Annotated in this window: 15 protein-coding genes and 2 riboswitches; of the genes, 3 read left to right on the top strand and 12 right to left on the bottom strand. The window is 72.7% G+C overall.

The annotated features are described in order from the left end of the window. Window positions 1–113 precede the first annotated feature (113 nt). Both QM638_RS02375 and QM638_RS02380 read right to left on the bottom strand, forming a co-directional pair. Window positions 114–1,172, bottom strand: a complete 1,059-nt coding sequence (locus QM638_RS02375; protein ID WP_415140331.1) for a FecCD family ABC transporter permease — start codon at window positions 1,170–1,172, stop codon at window positions 114–116. After that, on the bottom strand, window positions 1,169–2,179 hold the full coding sequence (locus QM638_RS02380; RefSeq protein ID WP_415140332.1) for an ABC transporter substrate-binding protein: 1,011 nt from the start codon (window positions 2,177–2,179) through the stop codon (window positions 1,169–1,171). Before QM638_RS02380 ends, QM638_RS02375 begins: the two co-directional genes overlap by 4 nt. A 20-nt stretch (window positions 2,180–2,199) precedes the next feature. Further along, window positions 2,200–2,393, bottom strand: a riboswitch (cobalamin riboswitch). 155 nt (window positions 2,394–2,548) lie between these two features. Between QM638_RS02380 and QM638_RS02385 the strand changes: the two genes are divergently transcribed. Continuing rightward, a complete protein-coding gene (locus QM638_RS02385; protein WP_415140333.1) occupies window positions 2,549–3,373 on the top strand; it encodes a siderophore-interacting protein in 825 nt (274 codons plus the stop codon). 25 nt (window positions 3,374–3,398) lie between these two features. Here the strand turns inward: QM638_RS02385 and QM638_RS02390 are convergent, their stop codons facing one another. Genes QM638_RS02390 through cobN form a run of 5 tightly spaced genes read right to left on the bottom strand, consistent with a single transcriptional unit; the run spans window position 3,399 to window position 10,522 of the window. Beyond that, on the bottom strand, window positions 3,399–3,929 hold the full coding sequence (locus QM638_RS02390; protein ID WP_415140334.1) for a bifunctional adenosylcobinamide kinase/adenosylcobinamide-phosphate guanylyltransferase: 531 nt from the start codon (window positions 3,927–3,929) through the stop codon (window positions 3,399–3,401). Continuing rightward, on the bottom strand, window positions 3,926–4,669 hold the full coding sequence (locus QM638_RS02395; protein WP_415140335.1) for a cobalt-precorrin-6A reductase: 744 nt from the start codon (window positions 4,667–4,669) through the stop codon (window positions 3,926–3,928). The genes QM638_RS02390 and QM638_RS02395 overlap by 4 nt, the downstream gene beginning before the upstream one ends. Next, window positions 4,666–6,132, bottom strand: a complete 1,467-nt coding sequence (locus QM638_RS02400) for a cobyric acid synthase (RefSeq protein ID WP_415140336.1) — start codon at window positions 6,130–6,132, stop codon at window positions 4,666–4,668. Before QM638_RS02400 ends, QM638_RS02395 begins: the two co-directional genes overlap by 4 nt. Beyond that, a complete protein-coding gene (cobF, locus tag QM638_RS02405) occupies window positions 6,132–6,860 on the bottom strand; it encodes a precorrin-6A synthase (deacetylating) (RefSeq protein WP_415140337.1) in 729 nt (242 codons plus the stop codon). Before cobF ends, QM638_RS02400 begins: the two co-directional genes overlap by 1 nt. Beyond that, window positions 6,857–10,522, bottom strand: a complete 3,666-nt coding sequence (gene cobN / locus QM638_RS02410) for a cobaltochelatase subunit CobN (protein WP_415140338.1) — start codon at window positions 10,520–10,522, stop codon at window positions 6,857–6,859. The genes cobF and cobN overlap by 4 nt, the downstream gene beginning before the upstream one ends. Window positions 10,523–10,547: 25 nt before the next feature. Further along, a riboswitch (cobalamin riboswitch) is annotated at window positions 10,548–10,689 on the bottom strand. Between cobN and QM638_RS02415 the strand changes: the two genes are divergently transcribed. Continuing rightward, window positions 10,688–11,413, top strand: a complete 726-nt coding sequence (locus QM638_RS02415) for a class I SAM-dependent methyltransferase (RefSeq protein ID WP_415140339.1) — start codon at window positions 10,688–10,690, stop codon at window positions 11,411–11,413. It overlaps the preceding riboswitch by 2 nt. A gap of 75 nt (window positions 11,414–11,488) precedes the next feature. On the opposite strand, the gene QM638_RS02420 is transcribed toward QM638_RS02415, so the two are convergent. Genes QM638_RS02420 through QM638_RS02435 form a run of 4 tightly spaced genes read right to left on the bottom strand, consistent with a single transcriptional unit; the run spans window position 11,489 to window position 15,600 of the window. Beyond that, the gene (locus QM638_RS02420; protein WP_415140340.1) at window positions 11,489–12,598 is read right to left on the bottom strand and encodes a prenyltransferase; all 1,110 of its coding nucleotides are present in this window, start codon (window positions 12,596–12,598) and stop codon (window positions 11,489–11,491) included. Continuing rightward, a complete protein-coding gene (locus QM638_RS02425) occupies window positions 12,595–13,323 on the bottom strand; it encodes a class I SAM-dependent methyltransferase (RefSeq protein WP_415140341.1) in 729 nt (242 codons plus the stop codon). The genes QM638_RS02420 and QM638_RS02425 overlap by 4 nt, the downstream gene beginning before the upstream one ends. Continuing rightward, window positions 13,317–14,564 (bottom strand): glycosyltransferase family 4 protein, encoded by a 1,248-nt coding sequence (locus QM638_RS02430; protein WP_415140342.1) that lies wholly within the window; start codon window positions 14,562–14,564, stop codon window positions 13,317–13,319. The genes QM638_RS02425 and QM638_RS02430 overlap by 7 nt, the downstream gene beginning before the upstream one ends. 52 nt (window positions 14,565–14,616) lie before the next feature. Then, a complete protein-coding gene (locus QM638_RS02435) occupies window positions 14,617–15,600 on the bottom strand; it encodes an NAD(P)/FAD-dependent oxidoreductase (protein ID WP_415140343.1) in 984 nt (327 codons plus the stop codon). 114 nt (window positions 15,601–15,714) lie between these two features. Here QM638_RS02435 and QM638_RS02440 point away from each other — a divergent pair, with 114 nt between their 5' ends. Next, window positions 15,715–16,398, top strand: coding sequence for an ion channel (locus QM638_RS02440; protein WP_415140344.1), 684 nt, complete (start codon window positions 15,715–15,717; stop codon window positions 16,396–16,398). Between the two features lie 27 nt (window positions 16,399–16,425). On the opposite strand, the gene QM638_RS02445 is transcribed toward QM638_RS02440, so the two are convergent. Next, window positions 16,426–17,730 carry an MFS transporter gene (locus tag QM638_RS02445; RefSeq protein ID WP_415140345.1) on the bottom strand — a complete coding sequence of 435 codons (1,305 nt, stop codon included), beginning with the start codon at window positions 17,728–17,730 and terminating at the stop codon, window positions 16,426–16,428. Window positions 17,731–17,784: the final 54 nt, after the last annotated feature.

Genomic DNA, 17,784 nt, shown 5'->3' on the forward strand with positions numbered 1-17,784 from the left:
CTCCACATCATCTGGCACTGCTGGCAAGACGACCTCGCCTACGACCCCGCCCGACACCGCGCCCTGCAACGCTTCCTCGCCAGCCAGACCGGGGCGGCTTGACATAGGGCTTCTCATCCGGCCACCCCCGCCTGGCCGTCCCCGGTCCGGCGCAGCAACCAGGCGAAGAACGGCGTGCCGATGACCGCGGTGATCACGCCGATCGGGATCTCCTCGCCGGAGACCAGGGTGCGAGCCAGGGTGTCCGACCAGAGCAACAGGATCGCCCCGACCAGCGCCGACATCGGCAGCAGCAGCCGGTGCCCCGGGCCGGTGATCGCGCGCACGATGTGTGGCACCACCAGCCCGACGAACCCGACCGCACCGACGTAGGCGACCAGCGCGGCGGTCAACAGCGCCGTGCCCACCATCAGCGTCCAGCGAAGGCGCTCGACGGCGACGCCCAGCGAGCGCGCCGAGGTCTCGCCGAACGCGAAGGCGTCGAGCTGGGTCGCCATCGAGCCGAAGACGACGAGCGCGAGGATCGTGACGATGCCCAAGAACAGGGTCGAGTTCCACCGCAGTCCGGCCACCGAGCCGAGCGTCCAGTTCAGCACCCGCCGAGCAGCGTCGGAATCGCCGCGCAGGATCGTGATCAGCGAGGTGTAGGCGGCACCGATCTGCGCGACGGCGACGCCGGCGAGCACCGTCCGCGTGGGCGAGAGCGCGCCTCGTCGTCCCACCGCCAGCACGAGTACGGCGACCAGCGCGGCCATCGCGCCGACGAAGCCCGCGGCCGTGACGGCGGCCGATCCGGCGAGGCCGGCGAACGAGACCCCGAGGACGATCACCGTCACCGCCCCGACCGCTGCCCCCGAGGAGATCCCGAGCAGGTACGGATCGGCGAGGTCGTTGCGAGTCAGGGTCTGCAGCACCGCGCCACAGCACGCCAGCCCGGCGCCGACCACCGCCGCCCCGACCACGCGCGGCCCGCGCAGCTGCCACACGATCTGGTCGTCGACCAGCCGGACGCCGAAGTCGCCGAAGCCCGCGCGGCGCAGCACGACGGCGACCACCCTGTCCACCGGGACGTGCACCGGCCCGATGCCGAGCGCGACCGCGACGCTGAGGAGCAGGACCAGTGCGGCAGCCGGGGGCGCGACGTACGACAGCCACCTCCGGCGCTCGGTCACCGACCGAGCGCCGTGATCTGCCTGGCCACCGCGGTGGCACCGTCCACCAGCCGGACGCCGGGGGTCGACTCCGAGAACGGGACGGTGACGAAGTGCCTCTTCTTCACCGCGGTGAGCTGGCTCAGCGCCGGGTCCTTGGTCAGGTAGGCGATCTTGTCCTTGGCCGTGTCCCAACTGGCGTCGGCCAGGACGATGACATCGGGGTCGGCGGCGACGATCTTCTCCCAGTTGCCGTCACCCCAGTTCCCGTCCATGCCGGCGAAGATGTTCGTCGCGCCGATGGCGTCGAGGATGAGCTGGGGACCACCGTGCCCGGCGCCGACGTACGGCGTCTTGGTGCCGGAGTCGTACCAGAGCACCGTCAGGCCCCGGCCGGCATCCTGGCTGCCGAGCCGGTCGAGGGTGGCGCGCTGCTGCGTGCGCAGCTTCGCTGCTCGCTCGGGCACGCCGAACGCATCGGCCACCGAGTCCACCTCGTCCCAGACCGCGTCGAAGCTGGCCGCCGGACGGGCGGACTCGTTCTCGCAGCCGAACGGCGAGAGGTAGGAGGCGATCCCCTCCTGGTCCAGCTCCTTCTGGGTGCCCGCGACCTTGGCGTCGAAGGCACTGCTGTAGGAGGCGTAGAGGAAGTCGGGCTGCGTGGCGAGCAGCTTCTCCCGCGTGGGGTACTCCTTGGAGAGCACCGGCACCGAGTCATAGGCGGCCCGCCACTTCTTCGGAATCGAGTCGTCCAGGTAGGCGGTGCCGGCCAACTGGTCCGCCACACCGAGGGCGAGTGCCACCTCGGTGGCGCCCTGGTTGAGCGTGACCGCATGCTCCGGCGGCGCGGTCAGGGTGCTGGTGTGGCCACAGCTGGTGATCGTGACCGGGTACGCCGAGTCCGAGCTCGCGTCGCCGGAGGTGCTCGTGTCGGCCTCCGGTGCTCCGGTGCAGGCGGTCAGGCCGAGCGCCAGGACGGTGGCGAGCGCCGCCGAGGACAGAGCGGCAGGCAGGGGTAGTGCGCGCATCGTGGTTCTCCAAACCCTCGTGGAACGGAATGCGCCGTGGCCGGTCTCCTGGCTTCCGTGTCAACGCGCGACGGCCGGCCTTCCCGGGCTCTCGCCCAGTGGCCCGGAGCTGCCTGAGCAACTCCGCAAGGACCGCCTCGCTCGACGGCTACAGTGGCGAGGGCCGCGCCGGCCTCACACCGGCTTCCCGTGCACCGCGGCCCCGCCACTCTAACCGACCGACACCGGGATCCCCGTCGGTCGGTTCGGGTGAGAAATCCCATCCGGCCGACATGCTGCGGCGCCTCGCGCGACCGGACGGTCCCGGTCGCGGACCGGAGGCCGCCGAGCCCGATGTTAGGCTTACCTAACAAACGCGGAAGGAAGGTCATGGCGCGGCAGAACATCACCAAGCTCGGCCGACGGCCCGCGGCGACCGATCTCATGGTCGCGCGAGTCGCCGGCGCCCGGCAGGTCTCCCCCAGTTTCGTCCGGGTGACGGTCGCCGGCCCGGATCTGCGTCGGCTCGAGTGGCAGGGTGCCGACCAGTGGGGTCGCCTGTTCATCCCGGTGGACGACGGCTCGGCGCTGGCGAAGGTCCCCGGCAAGCTCACCATGGGCTCGTACCTGAGGTTCCTCACCCTGGCCAAGACCGAGCGTCCGCTGATGCGGAGCTACTCCTTCTGCGGTCTTCGTGCGAGCGCGGGCGAGGCGGACCCCGAGCTGGATCTGGAGTTCGTGCTCCACCGCGGCCCGGACGGCGAGTACGGCCCGGCCGCCCGCTGGGCCACCGAGTGCTCGCCCGGAGACCCGATCGGGCTCATCGACGAGGGCATCGGGTTCGCCCCGCCGCCCTCGGCGCGCCACTTCTGCTTCGCCGCCGACGAGACCGCGCTGCCCGCGCTGTCCGCCATCCTGGCCGGGCTGCCGGAGGAGGCGACCGGCACGGCGGTCATCGAGATCCCCACCGACGCCGACCGACGCGACCTGACCGCGCCGGCCGGGGTCGAGGTCGCCTGGGCGTCGCGCGCCGGACGACCGGTGCCGCACGGTCAGCTCGCGATCGAGGCGGTACGGCGCATCGAGACCGCGCCCGAGTTCGGCTGGGCGGCCGGCGAGGCCGGGCTGGTCGCGGCCGCCCGACGACACTGGGTCGGCCTGGGTACGCCGAAGAGCGCGGTGGCCTTCTGCGGCTACTGGCGCTCGGGCCACTGACCCGGCGGCTTCGCCGAGCCGGCGCTCACAGCACCAGCACCCTCCCGGCCACGACCAGGTGGACCTCGTCGCAGGCGGCGCCGAGGCGCTGGTTGACGGTGCCGAGCAGGTCGCGGAAGATCCGGCCCGAGCGGTGCTCGGGCACGACGCCGAGGCCGACCTCGTTGGTCACCAGGATGCCTGGATCGACCCGCTCGCGCAGTGCACGCTCCGCCCGGGCGAGCTCGGCGTCGACCGCCCCGGTGATCGTGGCGGTCGGGGCGTCCCAGAGGTCGTGGTCGTCGAGCATGGCCGCGAGCCAGGTGCCCAGACAGTCCAGCAGCACCGGCCCGGGCGTGGCGAGGGCGGCGCCGAGGTCGTGGCTCTCCAGCGTCCGCCACCGCGCGGGCCGCCGGGCCCGGTGGGCCGCGATCCGCGCCGCCCAGTCGGCGTCGTCCTCGGCCGACGGCCCGGGAGCGACGTAGGTGACCGGTCCGACCGGCGCGGACCGGAGCATCAACGACTCCGCGTGCCGGGACTTGCCGGACCTGACTCCCCCGGTCACCAGCACCTTCATCGCGACTCCGGCAGCGCACGCAGCCAGGTGACCGCGTCCTCGACCCGATGCACCACCGGCACTCCGTCCGTCGCCGCCGGGCGCCGTACGACGATCACCGGGATGCCCAGCTCGGCGGCTGCGTCCAGCTTCGGCCGGGTGTAGTCGCCGCCGGAGTCCTTGGTGACCAGCACGTCGCTCCCGTGCTCACGCATCAGGGCCAGCTCGCCGGGCAGGCGGTAGGGACCGCGGCTGGTGACCAGCCGCCATCGCGGCGGCAGGTCGAGCTCGGGCACGTCGACCACCCGGGCCAGCACGCGGTGCCCGCCGAGCCTCGGTACGAACCGTGCCAGCTCCTGCCGACCGACGGTGAGGAAGGGCCGTTCGCCCAGGCGCGCCGCGGTCTCGGCGGCCTCCTCGTGGTCGTCCACCCAGCTCCATCGCGACTGGTCGGGCCACCGCGACCAGCCCGGACGCTCCAGCCGCAGCAGCGGCCGCCGCTCGGCCGCACAGGCGGCGACGGCGTGGGCGCTCATCCCGAGCGCGAACGGATGGGTCGCGTCGACCACCACCTGGTAGTCCGCCAGCGCGCGACGCAGTCCCTCGACCCCGCCGAACCCACCGATCCGCACCGGTCCGACCGGGAGCCGCGGCCGCGCCACCCGGCCGGCCAGCGAGGAGGTCACCTCGACCCCGTCCTCGACCAGCAGCGCGGCCAGCGCCCTGGCCTCCGAGGTGCCGCCGAGCAGCAGCACCCTCATCGCCGTACTCCCTGCTCGGCCAGCTCCAGCAACGCGTCGACGTCGAGGTGCTCCTCGACCAGGTCGGCGAGCAGGTCGAGCCGACCCTGCCGCGCCGCCGGGAAACCGGCGGTCGAGGTCACCCCGAGCGTGCGCGCAAGATAGTCCGCACGCACGGAGTCGTCCTCCAGCCGACCGTGGATCATGGTGCCGGTCACCGGTCCGGCGACGACCTGGCCGTCGACCACCGCGCCCTCGATCCGGCCATGGTGGATCTCGTAGCCGGCCGGCTCGTGCAGCGCCAGCCGCTTCGCCGCGGTGAAGGTGGTCACCAGGTCCAGCAGACCCAGACCGTCGACCACCGCGCCGGCGGCGCCCTCGACGCCGTCCGGGTCGCCGATGGTGGTGCCGAGCATCTGGCAGCCGCCGCAGATCCCGAGCACCGGCCGGCCGGCACCGGCGTGCTGCCGGATGACCGCGTCCAGGCCGCGGGCACGCAGCCAGCCGAGGTCGGCGATGGTGGCACGGGTGCCCGGCAGCACGATCAGGTCGGCATCGGCGAGCCGGCGCGGGTCGGAGGCGAAGACGACGTCGAGACCCGGTTCGAGTCCGAGCGCGTCGAGGTCGGTGAAGTTGCTGATCCGCGGCAGCCGCACCACCGCCACTCGCCGGACGGTGTCGTCAGGCGCACCGGTGGCGCCGGGTGCACCGGTGGCGCCGGGTGCACCGGCCACGCCCGCCCGCCGGCCGACCAGGTCGAGGGCGTCCTCGGAGTCCAGCCAGAGGTCCGGGTGCCACGGCAGCACGCCGTACGTCGGCCTCCCGGTCCGGCGTCGCAGCTCGTCCAGCCCGGGCTGCAACAGGGCGAGCTCGCCGCGGAACTTGTTGGCGATCCACCCGGCCACCAGTCGCTGGTCCGCCGGCTCGAGCAGCGCCCAGGTGCCGTAGCTCGCGGCGAACCACCCGCCCCGGTCGATGTCGCCGACCACGACGGTCGGCAGGTCCGCGTGCCGGGCGAGCCCCAGGTTGACGTAGTCGCCGGCCCGCAGGTTGATCTCGGCCGGGCTGCCCGCCCCCTCGGCCACGATCAGGTCATAGCGGGCGGCCAGGTCGTCGTAGGCCGCGTGGGCGGCCTCGCCCAGCGCGCGGCGCCCGTCGACCCAGTCGGCCGAGGAGACCTCGCCGGCCGGCCGGCCCATCAGCACCACGTGGCTGCGCCGGTCACTGCCCGGCTTGAGCAGGACCGGGTTCATCGCGGGCTCGGGAACCGCACCGGCCGCGAGCGCCTGGATCCACTGGGCACGCCCGATCTCGGCGGGCTCCCCGGTGGTCGGATCGAGGCAGACCGCCGAGTTGTTCGACATGTTCTGCGCCTTGTACGGCGCCACCCGGATCCCGCGTCGGGCGAACGCCCGGCACAGCCCGGTGACGACCACGCTCTTGCCCGCGTCCGAGGTGGTGCCGGCGATCAGCAGCCCGGCCATCACGGCCGCCTGAGCAGGTAGAGGTCCATCACCCAGCCGGCCGCGTCCCTGGCCCGCGCGCGGGCGGCGAGGATCTCGGGCAGGACGTCGCCGACCCGGCCGGCCACCAGCTCCTCGCCGGGCGCGCCGAGGTTGCCGCCCCACCAGATCGACCAGTCCTCCAGGCCGTCGAGCTCGAGACGACGGTTGAGCATCACCACCAGATTGTCGAGCCCCGCCTCGACGGCCGCACGGAGCCGTCGGCCGGTGGTGACGTGGACGGCGCCGCCGACGTCGTTGAGCACCAGCCGGTGCCGGGCGGCGAGGAGCTGGGGCGCGCTCACGCCGGGCCAGACGCGGTACTCCTCGATCGCTCCGCGCGCGGCCAGCGCCTCGGCGATCCGGATGCTGGAGTCGTAGAGCGAGGCGTCGCCCCACACCAGCATCCCGATCGTGCCCGGCCGCGCCGCGATCAGGTCGGCGTACGCCTCCACCCGGGCGTCGTGCCAGTCCCGCACCGCGCGCGGATAGGCGGCGCCGAGCGAGTCCGACCGGTCCCGTTCGGGGTCGGGGATCGCCACCAGCTCCACCCCGTGGGAGGCGCAGACGGTCCGGCGCAGCGCCAGCAGGGTGTCCTCGGCGCCCTTCCGCGCGGCGAGCACGTAGTCGCACGCGCGCAATGCCTCCGCGACCTCGACGGTGACGTGCTGGGGGCCCATCCCGACCCCGAGGATGTGTAGCCGGCTCACCGGTCCTCGAGCTCCCCCTCCACCTCCAGGTAGGCCTGCTGCAGCGCGGCCAGCGTCTCGGCGTCCGGCTCGGCCCACAGCCCACGCTCGGCCGCCTCGTGCAGCCGCTCCACGATGCCGTGCAGCGCCCACGGGTTGGACTCGCGCAAGAACGCGTTCCGCTCGGGGTCGAGCACGTACTCCTCGGCGAGCTTCTGGTACATCCAGTCGTGCACGACTCCGGCGGTGGCATCGAACCCGAAGAGATAGTCGACGGTCGCGGCGAGCTCGAAGGCCCCCTTGTAGCCGTGCCGCATCATCGCGCCGATCCAGCGCGGGTTGACCACCCGGGCACGGAAGACCCGGTTGGTCTCCTCGGCCAGGGTCCGGGTCCGGATCTGGTCGGGCGAGGTGGAGTCGCCGACGTAGGCCGCCGGCGCCTCGCCGGTGAGCGCACGGACGGTGGCGATCATGCCGCCGTGGTACTGGAAGTAGTCGTCGGAGTCGGCGATGTCGTGCTCGCGGGTGTCGACGTTCTTGGCCGCCACCTTGATCCGCCGGTAGTTGGCGCGCATCTCCTCGGCAGCCGGCTCGCCCGCCAGGTCGCGGCCGTAGGCGTAGCCGCCCCAGGCGGTGTACACCTCGGCGAGGTCGGCGTCGTCGCGCCAGTTGCCGGACTCGACCGCCTGCAGCAGACCGGCGCCGTAGGAGCCGGGCTTGGAGCCGAAGATCCTGGTGGTCGCCCGCCGTAGGTCGCCGTGCCGATCCAGGTCCGCCCGGGCGTGCGCACGGACATAGTTCTGCTCGACCGGCTCGTCCAGCTCGGCGACCAGCCGGACCGCGTCGTCGAGCATCGCCACCACGTGCGGGAAGGCGTCGCGGAAGAAGCCGGAGATCCGGACCGTGACGTCGATGCGGGGCCGGCCGAGCTCGTCGAGCGGTACGACGGTCAGGCTGCTCACCCGGCGCGAGGCCTCGTCCCACTCCGGCCGCACCCCCAACAGCGCCAGCACCTCGGCGATGTCGTCGCCGCTGGTCCGCATGGCGCTGGTCCCCCATACCGAGAGCCCGACCGAGGCGGGATACTCGCCGGTCTCCTCGAGGTAGCGCTGGATCACCGAGTCGGCCATCGCCTGACCGGTCTGCCAGGCGAGCCTCGAGGGGACCGCCCGCGGGTCCACGGTGTAGAAGTTGCGCCCGGTGGGAAGCACGTTGACCAGCCCGCGCAGCGGCGACCCGGAGGGTCCCGGCCGGACGAACCCGCCGGCCAGCGCGCACAGCACCGCGTCGAGCTCCTCGGTGGTCCGGTTCAGGCGCGGCACCACCTCGGTGGCGGCGAAGCGCAGCACACCGCGCACGTCCGGGTCGGCGTGCAGTGCGTCGGCGGCGGCCGGGTCCCACTCCGCCTTCTCCATCGCCTCGACCAGTGCCCGGGCCTCGGCCTCGATCGCGTCGGTCGCGGCGCGGGTCTCGACACGCTCGGCCGCACCATCGTCGGTCGAGTAGCCGGCGCGAGGGACGAGTGACGGCGTATCGAGACCCAGCGCGGTGCGCAGCCCGGGGACCGCATGGTCCTGGCCGCCCCAGACCTGAGCGGCGCGCAGGATGGCGAGCACCAGGTTGACCCGCGCCTCCCCGTCGGGCGCCTGACCGAGGACGTGCAGCCCGTCCCGGATCTGGGCGTCCTTGATCTCGCACAGCCAGCCGTCGACGTGCAGCAGGAAGTCGTCGAACTCCTCGTCCTCGGGGCGTTCGGTGAGACCGAGATCGCGATGCATCTCCGCGGTGCGCATCAGCTGCCAGATCTCGCCGCGGATGGCGGGAAGCTTGCCGGGGTCCATCGCGGCGATGTTGGCGTGCTCGTCCATCAGCTGTTCCAGCCGAGCGATGTCGCCGTACGTCTCCGCGCGCGCCATCGGCGGCACCAGGTGGTCGACGATGGTGGCGTGGGCGCGCCGCTTGGCCTGGGCACCCTCGCCCGGGTCGTTGACCAGGAACGGATAGACCAGCGGCAGGTCCGCGATCGCGGCGTCGGTGGCGCACGAGGCCGACAGCGCGGCGTTCTTGCCCGGCAGCCACTCCATCGAGCCGTGCTTGCCGAGGTGCACCACGGCGTGCGCGCCGAAGCCGCCCTCGGCACGGTCGGCACGCAGCCAGCGGTACGCCGCCAGGTAGTGATGGCTCGGCGCCAGGTCGGGATCGTGGTAGATCGCGACCGGGTTCTCCCCGAACCCGCGCGGCGGCTGGATCATGATGACCACGTTGCCGGCCTGCAGGGTGGCGAGCACCAGCTCCTGGTCGTCGTTGACGAAGAGCGAGCCCGGCGCCTCGCCCCAGGCCTGCACCACCTGCTCGCGCAGGTCCGCCGGCAGGTCGGCGGTCCAGGCGTCGTACTGTCCCCGACCGATCCGCACGTGCGCGTCGGTGAGCTGCGCGGTGGTGAGCCACTCCTCGTCCTGCCCGCCGGCGGCGATCAGGGCATGGATGAGGCGGTCGCCGGCGACGGTGTCGCCCCTGTCACCCCCCTCGATCTGATCGCTCAGGTCGAGGACGCCGAAGCCGTCCCCGACGTCGTACCCCTCGGCCCGCAGCCGACGCAGCAGCCGGACCGCCGAGGCCGGGGTGTCCAGGCCGACCGCGTTGCCGACCCGGGAGTGCTTGGTCGGGTACGCCGAGAGCATCAGCGCGATCCGCTTCTCGGCGTTCGGGAGGCGACGCAGACGAGCGTGGTTGACGGCGATCCTGGCCACCCGGTCGCAGCGCTCGGGATCGGCGACGTAGCGCGGCAGCCCCTGATCGTCGATCTCCTTGAAGGAGAACGGCACGGTGATGATGCGGCCGTCGAACTCCGGGATGGCGATCTGGCTGGCCGAGTCCAGCGGAGTGACTCCCTCGTCTGACGCCGCCCAGTCGGCACGGCTCGAGGTGAGGCAGAGGCCCTGCAGGACCGGGATGCCGAGCGCCGCGATCCGTTCGACGTCCCAGGCGCCGTCGTCCTCGCCGGCGCTCGCGCTGGCCGGGGTCGCGCCGCCGGCGGCGAGCACCGTGACGACCAGGGCGTCCAGGTCGGCGAGGGCGGTGAAGAGATCGTCGGGGGCCGAGCGCAGCGAGCCGGCGAAGATCGGGAGTCCGACCGCCTCGCCCGATCGGTCCACGGCGTCCGCGAGCGCGTGCGCGAACGCGCTGTTGCCGCTGGTCTCGTGGGCACGGTAGTAGAGGATCCCGACGCGGGCCGCACCGGTCGCCGACCCCGACCGCTCGGCGAATCCCCAGGTCGGGACGGCCTGCGGCGGCTCGAAGCCCTCGCCGGTGAGCAGCACGGTGTCGCAGAGGAAGGCGTGCAGCTGCGCGAGATTGGTCGGGCCGCCCTCGGCCAGGTAGTGGTGCGCCTGCGCGGCGATGCCGATCGGGACGGTGGAGTGCTCCATCAGCTCCGCGTTCGGCGACTGCTCTCCGCCGAGGACGACGATCGGCGTGCCCCGGTCGCGCAGGCCGGCCAGCCCGGTCCACAGCTCGTGCGGCGAGCCCAGCTGGCGGACGAGCACCAGGTCGGCGCCGGCGACGAGCGTCCGCAGATCGAGATCGGCGGCACGCGCGGGGTTGGCCCACCGATAGTCGGCACCGCTGGCTCGTGCGGAGAGCAGATCGGTGTCGGAGGTGGACAGCAGGGCGATGGTCGGCACGTCTCTCCTCGGGGTTCTCGCCCCTGGTCGGCGGAGGTCCCGCGGCCAGTGTCTGGCTGGGCCCGTGCTGCATCTCGTGCGGGCCTTCACAGTGGCGGAACCGCCCCGGAGTCGCACCGGGTTCCTCGTCCGCGAGACTTGTCCGAGCCAGCATAGGGTGTCCGGGTGGACCCGCTCGTCATGCCTGCCGAACTCGAACGCCGGGCGGTGGCCGCGACCGGCTTCATGCCGGCCGACGAGGGCCTGACCCTCTTCCGGTACGCCGTCGACCGGCTGCCGCACGGGCCGGCACTCGAGGTCGGCAGCTACTGCGGCAAGTCGGCGATCTATCTCGGTGCCGCGGCACGGGTCGTCGGCGGGGACGCCGTCGTCTTCTGTGTCGATCACCACCGCGGATCGGAGGAGAACCAGGAGGGGTGGGAGCACCACGACCCGAATCTGGTCGATCCGGACAGCGGCCGGATGGACACGCTGCCCCTGTTCCGGCGGACCATCGAAGACGCCGGCCTGGAGGAGACGGTCGTCGGCGTGGTCGGGCCCAGCGCGCGGGTGAGCAGGTGGTGGCGCACGCCGCTCAGCCTGCTCTTCATCGACGGTGGCCACGGTGTCGCGCCGGCCCGTGACGACTACCGCGGCTGGACGCCGCACGTCATGCCCGGCGGCCTGCTGGTCATCCACGACGTCTTCCCCGACCCGGCCGACGGTGGCCGGCCGCCGTACGAGGAGATCTACCTGCCCGCCCTGGCCAGCGGCGACTTCGAGGAGGTCGACGCGGTCGGCTCGATGCGGGTGCTGATGCGCCACTCGCGCTCGCCCCGCAACCGGCGCGACGGCCCCGCTGGCGCTCGCCACTCGACCAGCAATCGCTCCGCTCCCTCGTCGGTCGAGTAACGGAACGCCGGCTCGCTGACGCTCGCTGCTCCACCGGCAGAAAGGGCGCCGGTCAGGACGCAGCGACGGCCGCCGTCACTCGGCCACACCCGCCCGGGACGACGTCTGGGCGCATCCGCACTCCAGCGCCAGCTCCGCGAAAACCGCACCGAGCCCGCGTCCGCGCATGATCCCCGAGCCCGTGGTGGCCGCACCGTAGTGCGCACCCAACGCGTCGGCGGCGAGCAGCACCGCCGCCGCGGTGAACGTCGAGTGCTCGGCCGGCCACACCACGTCGGGGTTGTCGTTGGGGTGGGCCGGATCCGCGTAGACCCAACCGGTCCAGTAGCCGCCGTCCGGCGCGCGCAGATGCTGCATCTGCTCGAAGACCCCCAGCGCCCGCCGATGGTCGCCGAGGTTGTCCAGGGCCAGCACCAGCTCACACGTCTCGGCACCGGTCACCCAGGGGTTGGTGTCCACGCATCGCACGCCCAGCCCCGGCACCACGAAGTCGTCCCATCTGCCGGCGAGCAGCTCGGCACCGTCCTCGCCGGTGACCGCACCACCCAGCACCGGGTAGTACCAGTCCATCGCGAACGTCGACTTGTCGGCGAACAGGTCCCGGTGAGTCCGCAGCGCGTGCCCGAGCCGGCCGCCGACCAGCTCCCACTCCGGCTGCGGGTCGTCGACCAGATCGGCGAGCGCGACGCCGGCCCGCAGCGACTGATAGATCGAGGAGCCGCCGGCCAGCAGGGCGAAGTCGTCGTCGGGAGTCCAGGCGATCCCGCCGAACCTCTGCTGCAGCGCCACCACCCAGTCCAGCCCGGCCCGCACATGCGGCCAGAGCCGGTCGACGAAGGCGCGATCGCGTCGGATCAGCCAGTGGTGCCACAGCCCGACCGCGAGGTACGCCGACATGTTGGACTCGCCCCGGGGCTCGGTCACCACGCCCTGCTCGATCCGCATCGGCCAGGACCCGTCGGGGCGCTGCATGCTCGCCGCCCATCGGTACGCCGCCTCGGCCTGCTCGACCAGGCCGCCGACCAGCAGCCCCATCGCGGCCTCGACATGGTTCCAGATGTCGGTGTGCTGGCCGGCCACCCACGGGATCGCGCCGCTCGGCTCCTGCTGGCGGGCGATCGAGAGCGCGGTCGCGCGCAGCTCGCTGGGGTCGAGGACGCCCTCGACGTAGGACTGCTTCCTCACCCGTTCGCATCCTGATGCGGCTTGCGGAAGTAGAGCACCAGCGACTTGCCGATGAGCGGGTCGAGGACCGCACCGGCCCAGCGCAGCACCCGCGGCTGCTGGACGATCTCCCAGACCAGCAGCCGATGGTAGGCCCTCGGCAGCGGATGGGTGTCGTTGTGCACCCCGACCGCGCACTTGAGCCACCAGTACGGCGAGTGGAGTCCGTGGGCATGGTCCCTGCCGGTGAGCTCCAGACCGCGCTTGGTCACCTTGTCGATCAGCTCCTCGGCGGTGTAGATCCGGATGTGACCACCCTCGACGTTGTGGTAGGCGGCGGAGAGCTTCCAGTTGACGATCTCGGGGAACCAGCGCGGCACCGAGACCGCCAGCGTGCCGCCCGGGCGGAGCACCCGGGCCAGCTCCTCGATCGCCTGGATGTCCGCCGGGATGTGCTCGAGCACCTCCGCGGCCACGATCCGGTCGAACTCGCCGTCCGCGAACGGCAGCGCCAGCGCGTCGCCCTCCTTGGTGGCCGCCTCGGCGCCCTCGGGCACCTCGCCGGCCTCCTTCATCGCCCAGAACCACTCGTTGACCCGGGCCAGCTCGTCCGCGTCCCGGTCGAAGGCGACCACGTCGGCCCCGCGGCGGTACATCTCGAAGGCGTGCCGTCCGGCCCCGGCGCCCATGTCCAGCACCCGTTCGCCGGGGCGCAGACCCAGCCGGTCGAAGTCAACGGTCAGCATCTCTTCTCCTCGAACTCGGCGACGACCTCGTCGTACACGCCCACCACCTGCTCGGCCACGGCGCGCCAGCTGAACAGCTCCTCGACCCGCGCCCGGCCGGCCACGCCGTACCGCCGACGGCGCTCCGGGTCGTCCAGCAGCGCCGCCAGCGCCTGGGCGAGCTCGCCGACGTCCCCGGGGGCGACCAGATCGGCGCAGAGCCCGTCCGGCCCGACCACCTCCGGGATGGCGCCCGTGCGCGAGGCCACCAGCGGCGTGCCGCAGGCCATCAGCTCCGCGGTCGGCAGCGAGAAGCCCTCGTAGAGCGACGGCACGCAGGCGACCTCGGCCGAGCCCATCAGCTCGACCAGCTCGGCGTCGCGCAGACCGTGCACGAACCGGACCGACCCCTTGATCGAGAGCCGCTCGATCAGCTGCTCGGTCGGCCCACCCGGCGTGGGCCGGGAGACCAGCACCAGCTCGAGGTCCCGCTCGGTCCGCAGCTTGGCGAATGCCTCCAGCAGGATCCGCACGCCCTTCAGCGGCGCGTCCGCACTGGCCATCGCCAGGATCCGGCCCGGCACCCGTGCCCGGTCGGCGGGTGGCGGGACGAACGCCTCCGGTACGCCGAGCAGGATCGGCGTGATCCGCGCCGGCTCGACGCCGAACTCGCCGGCGATGTCCCTCTTGGAGCTCTCCGAGACGGTGATGATCCGGCCGAGCCGGCGGGCCACCCGCGCCTGCATCCGGACGAAGGAGTACCAGCGCCGTACGCCGAGCCGCTTGATCCGGGTGGTGGCGCTGGCCAGCTCGATCCGGCGGTCGAACGAGATCGGGTGGTGGATGGTGGTCACCAGCGGCAGCCCGAGCGCCTCGAGGCCGAGCAGCGGCGTGGCGACGGTCTGGTTGTCGTGCACGATGTCGAAGTCGGCGCGCCGCTGGGCCAGCACCCGGCGGACCCGGCGTGCGAAGGTCAGCGGCTCCGGGAACGCGCCGGTGCGCATCCGCAGCCACTCCTCGACGTCGACCAGGTCGCGCAGCTCGCCGAGACGCGGATTGCGGAACGGGTTCGGCTCGGCGTACAGGTCCAGGCTCGGCACCGCGGTGAGGCGCACACCCTCGTCCAGCTCCGGGTAGGGCTGCCCGGAGAACACCTCGACGTCGTGACCCAGGCGCACCAGCTCGCGACTGAGGTGCCGGACGTAGACGCCCTGTCCACCGACGTGAGGCTTGCTGCGGTAGGACAGCAGCGCGATCCGCATCCGGGGTCCTCTCGACGACTGGTGACTCACCGGTAACCCTAACCTGCCCGGCTCAGCTTCCTTCGCTCGAGTGGCCCGGGAAGACATGGGCGCCGGGCCGCAGCACCGGCACGAGATTGTTCACCGCCGTCGCCGCCTCGCCGAACCCCACGGCGATCAGCCGCACCTTGCCCGGATGCTCGACCACGTCGCCGGCGGCGAAGACGCGCGGCAGCGAGGTCGCCATCTGCTCGTCCACCACCACGTGCCGGTGGTCGGTGGCGATCCCCCACTCCTGGATCGGGCCCAGGTCCGCGATGAAGCCGAGCGCCGCGACCAGCCGTTGCGCCGCCAGCGTCTCCACCTCGCCGGCCCGGACCACGTCGACCTCCGCCAGCCAGCCACCGTCGGCGGCCGCACGCAGCTCGCTGACCTGGGCCTCGGTGATGATCCGGGCGCTGCTCGCCCGCAGCCGCGCGACGCTGCGCTCGTGTCCGCGGAAGGCGTCGCGGCGGTGCACCAGCGTCACCGAGCGGGCCACCGGCTCGAGGTGGACGGCCCAGTCCAGCGCCGAGTCACCGCCGCCCACCACCACGACGTCGCTGTCGGCGTACGCCGCGAGGCTCGGCACGAAGAAGTCGACCCCGCGCCCCACCCAGCCGTCGGCGGCCGGCAGCGGGCGCGGCGCGAAGGTGCCGATGCCGGCGGTGATCAGCAGTGCCCCGGCCTCGATCCGGCCGCCGTCGTCCAGGTCGAGGCCGATGCCCGTCTCGTCGACGCTCAGCCCGGTCGCGGTCCGGGAGAGCAGGTAGGCCGGTTCGGCGCTCGCCGCCTGCTCGACCAGTCCCGCGACCAGGTCACGGCCGCTGACCGAGGGGAAGCCGGCGACGTCCAGGATCTGCTTCTCCGGGTACATGGCGGTGATCTGGCCGCCGAGCTCGGGCAGCGAGTCGACCACCACGACCGAGAGCCCGCGGAAGCCCGCGTAGTACGTCGCGAACAGCCCGGTCGGGCCCGCCCCGACGATCGCGAGATCCGCTGTCGTGATCTGGGTCACGCTCCGATGCTAAGCCTGGATCCGCCCGAGTCCGCCGACGCCATGGCCCGCCGGCGCCATCTCTCGGCGCACAGGCGGGCCGACCGGGCGAGCGATCCGTTCTAGGGTGAGGTCGTGCCGCAGCCCTCACCAGCGCCCGCGCACCGGCTCCGACGCGCGGCGTACGCCGTCCGTACCCATCCCAACGCCAACCTGCTGGCCGCGCAGCTCGCGCTGGTGCTCGGCTACCCGTTCCTGGACGGGACCACCGCCGGTCGCGCCATCCTGGGCGTGGTGCAGACGGCGGTGATCGTGACGGCCGTGCTCTCGGTACGGATGACCCCGATCGTCACCTGGGTGGTGACGGTGCTGGCGCTGCCGTGCACGGTGCTCGCCATCTGGGAGTCGCTCGCGCCGGCCACCGCCTGGGTGGCGATCGCCTCGGCTGCGGTGCATGTGCCGTTCTACCTGCTGGTCTCCTACGGCCTGATCCGCTACCTCTTCCACGACGAGGTGGTGACCCGCGACGAGCTGTTCGCCACCGCGGCGGCGTTCACCGTGGTGGCGTGGGGGTTCGCCTACGCCTATTCCGGCATCCAGGCGATCTGGCCGGGGTCGTTCGGCACGCACCAGGCCTGGTTCGAGCTGCTGTTCATGTCGTTCACCTGCCTGACCAGCGTCGGGCTCGCCGACTTCTCCCCGGTGCTGGCCCATGCCCGCTCGGTGGTGATCCTGGAACAGGTCGCCGGGGTCTTCTACGTCGCGCTGGTGGTCTCCCGGCTGGTCGGGCTGACCCTCACCCGCGCCAACCGGAGCTGACCGGAGCTGACCGGCTCGGCGCCACGCTCAGCGGTAGTCGTCGATCATCGTCGAGCCGGCGTCCACGCCGGCCCGGCCGACCCGGTGACGCACGATCTGGCGGTAGCGCCAGATCTGCACCAGGCCGAGCGCCCAGGCCAGGTACTGCACGCTCATCGCCCAACGGAACGCCGAGGTGGTGTAGCCGTTGCCGCCGCCCGGCGTACGCCAGTCGAGCACCCAACCGACCGCGACCACCACCAGCAGGGCCGCCACGAAGCCGCCCTGGTTGATGATGCCGCTCGCGCTGGCGAGCCGGGTGGACGGGTTGCTGGTGCGGCCCACGTCGAAGCCGATCATCGAGGCCGGGCTGCCGCAGCCGACGACGAGCACCAGCAGCACGAGCACCGGCACCGGTGGCCGGCCCGGCCAGGCGAGCACCACCGTCCACATCAGCACGATCGCGCCGACCACGCTGAGCGCGACCGAGGAGCGGTGCCACGGATGGGCACCGGCGAGCCACCCCATCACCGGTCCGCCGGCGATGTTGGCGACCACCAGCAGGCTCACCAGGGTCCCGGCCAGGCCGGAGGAGAGGTGCTCGGCCTTGACGAAGAACGGGTAGCCCCACAGCAGCGAGAGCATCGTCGCGCTGAACGGGGTGCTGAAGTGCACCCAGAAGCCCAGCCGGGTGCCGGGCTGGCGCCAGGAGTCGCGCAGCGTGGTCAGCACCTGGCTGGGCGAGAGCGCGCTCCCGCGACGGTGACGATGCTCCGGATCGTCGGCCAGCAGCAGCCGGACCAGTACGACGAGCACCGGGCCGATCGCGGCCGCGGTCAGATAGGCCGCCGTCCACCCGAGGTGCCCCAGCGCCCAGGTCATCGGCACCGCGGCGGCCAGCGCGCCGAGCTGTCCGATGTTGCCGGTGAGCTGGGAGACCAGTGGCACCCGGCGCAGCGGGAACCACGAGCTCACCAGCCGCAGCACGCAGATGAACGTCATCGCGTCGCCCATCCCGACGAACGTGCGGGCGAGCAGCGCGAGCGGGTAGGAGTCTGCGAACGCGAACCCGGCCTGCGCCACCGAGAGCACCAGCGCGCCGATGGTCAGGACGGTCCGCGGACCGTACCGGTCGACCAGCAGCCCCACCGGGATCTGCATCCCGGCGTAGACCAGCAGCTGCAGCATGGTGAACGTCGCCAGTTGGCCGGCCGAGATGCCGAACCGGTCGGTGGCCACCAACCCCGCCACCGCCAACGAGCTGCGGTGGAAGACGGCGAGCACGTAGACCGAGAGTCCGATCCCCCAGACCTGCCAGGCGCGAGGGCCACCGCGCAGGTCATCGCTCACCACGCCTCGCATCCTAGGAGGTGACGTCCCTGTGACGGCCATCCCCCATCCGCCGCG

Origin of the sequence: Nocardioides sp., from assembly GCF_047606145.1 — a bacterium.
In the GTDB taxonomy this organism is placed as follows: Bacteria; Actinomycetota; Actinomycetes; order Propionibacteriales; family Nocardioidaceae; genus Nocardioides.

Bases quoted from the DNA above. Each gene is read 5' to 3' on its own strand.
- QM638_RS02380 (WP_415140332.1), bottom strand. From the start codon at position 2,179: ATGCGCGCACTACCCCTGCCTGCCGCTCTGTCCTCGGCGGCGCTCGCC.
- QM638_RS02385 (WP_415140333.1), top strand. From the start codon at position 2,549: ATGGCGCGGCAGAACATCACCAAGCTCGGCCGACGGCCCGCGGCGACC.
- QM638_RS02390 (WP_415140334.1), bottom strand. From the start codon at position 3,929: ATGAAGGTGCTGGTGACCGGGGGAGTCAGGTCCGGCAAGTCCCGGCAC.
- QM638_RS02395 (WP_415140335.1), bottom strand. From the start codon at position 4,669: ATGAGGGTGCTGCTGCTCGGCGGCACCTCGGAGGCCAGGGCGCTGGCC.
- QM638_RS02400 (WP_415140336.1), bottom strand. From the start codon at position 6,132: ATGGCCGGGCTGCTGATCGCCGGCACCACCTCGGACGCGGGCAAGAGC.
- QM638_RS02425 (WP_415140341.1), bottom strand. From the start codon at position 13,323: ATGCTGACCGTTGACTTCGACCGGCTGGGTCTGCGCCCCGGCGAACGG.
- QM638_RS02430 (WP_415140342.1), bottom strand. From the start codon at position 14,564: ATGCGGATCGCGCTGCTGTCCTACCGCAGCAAGCCTCACGTCGGTGGA.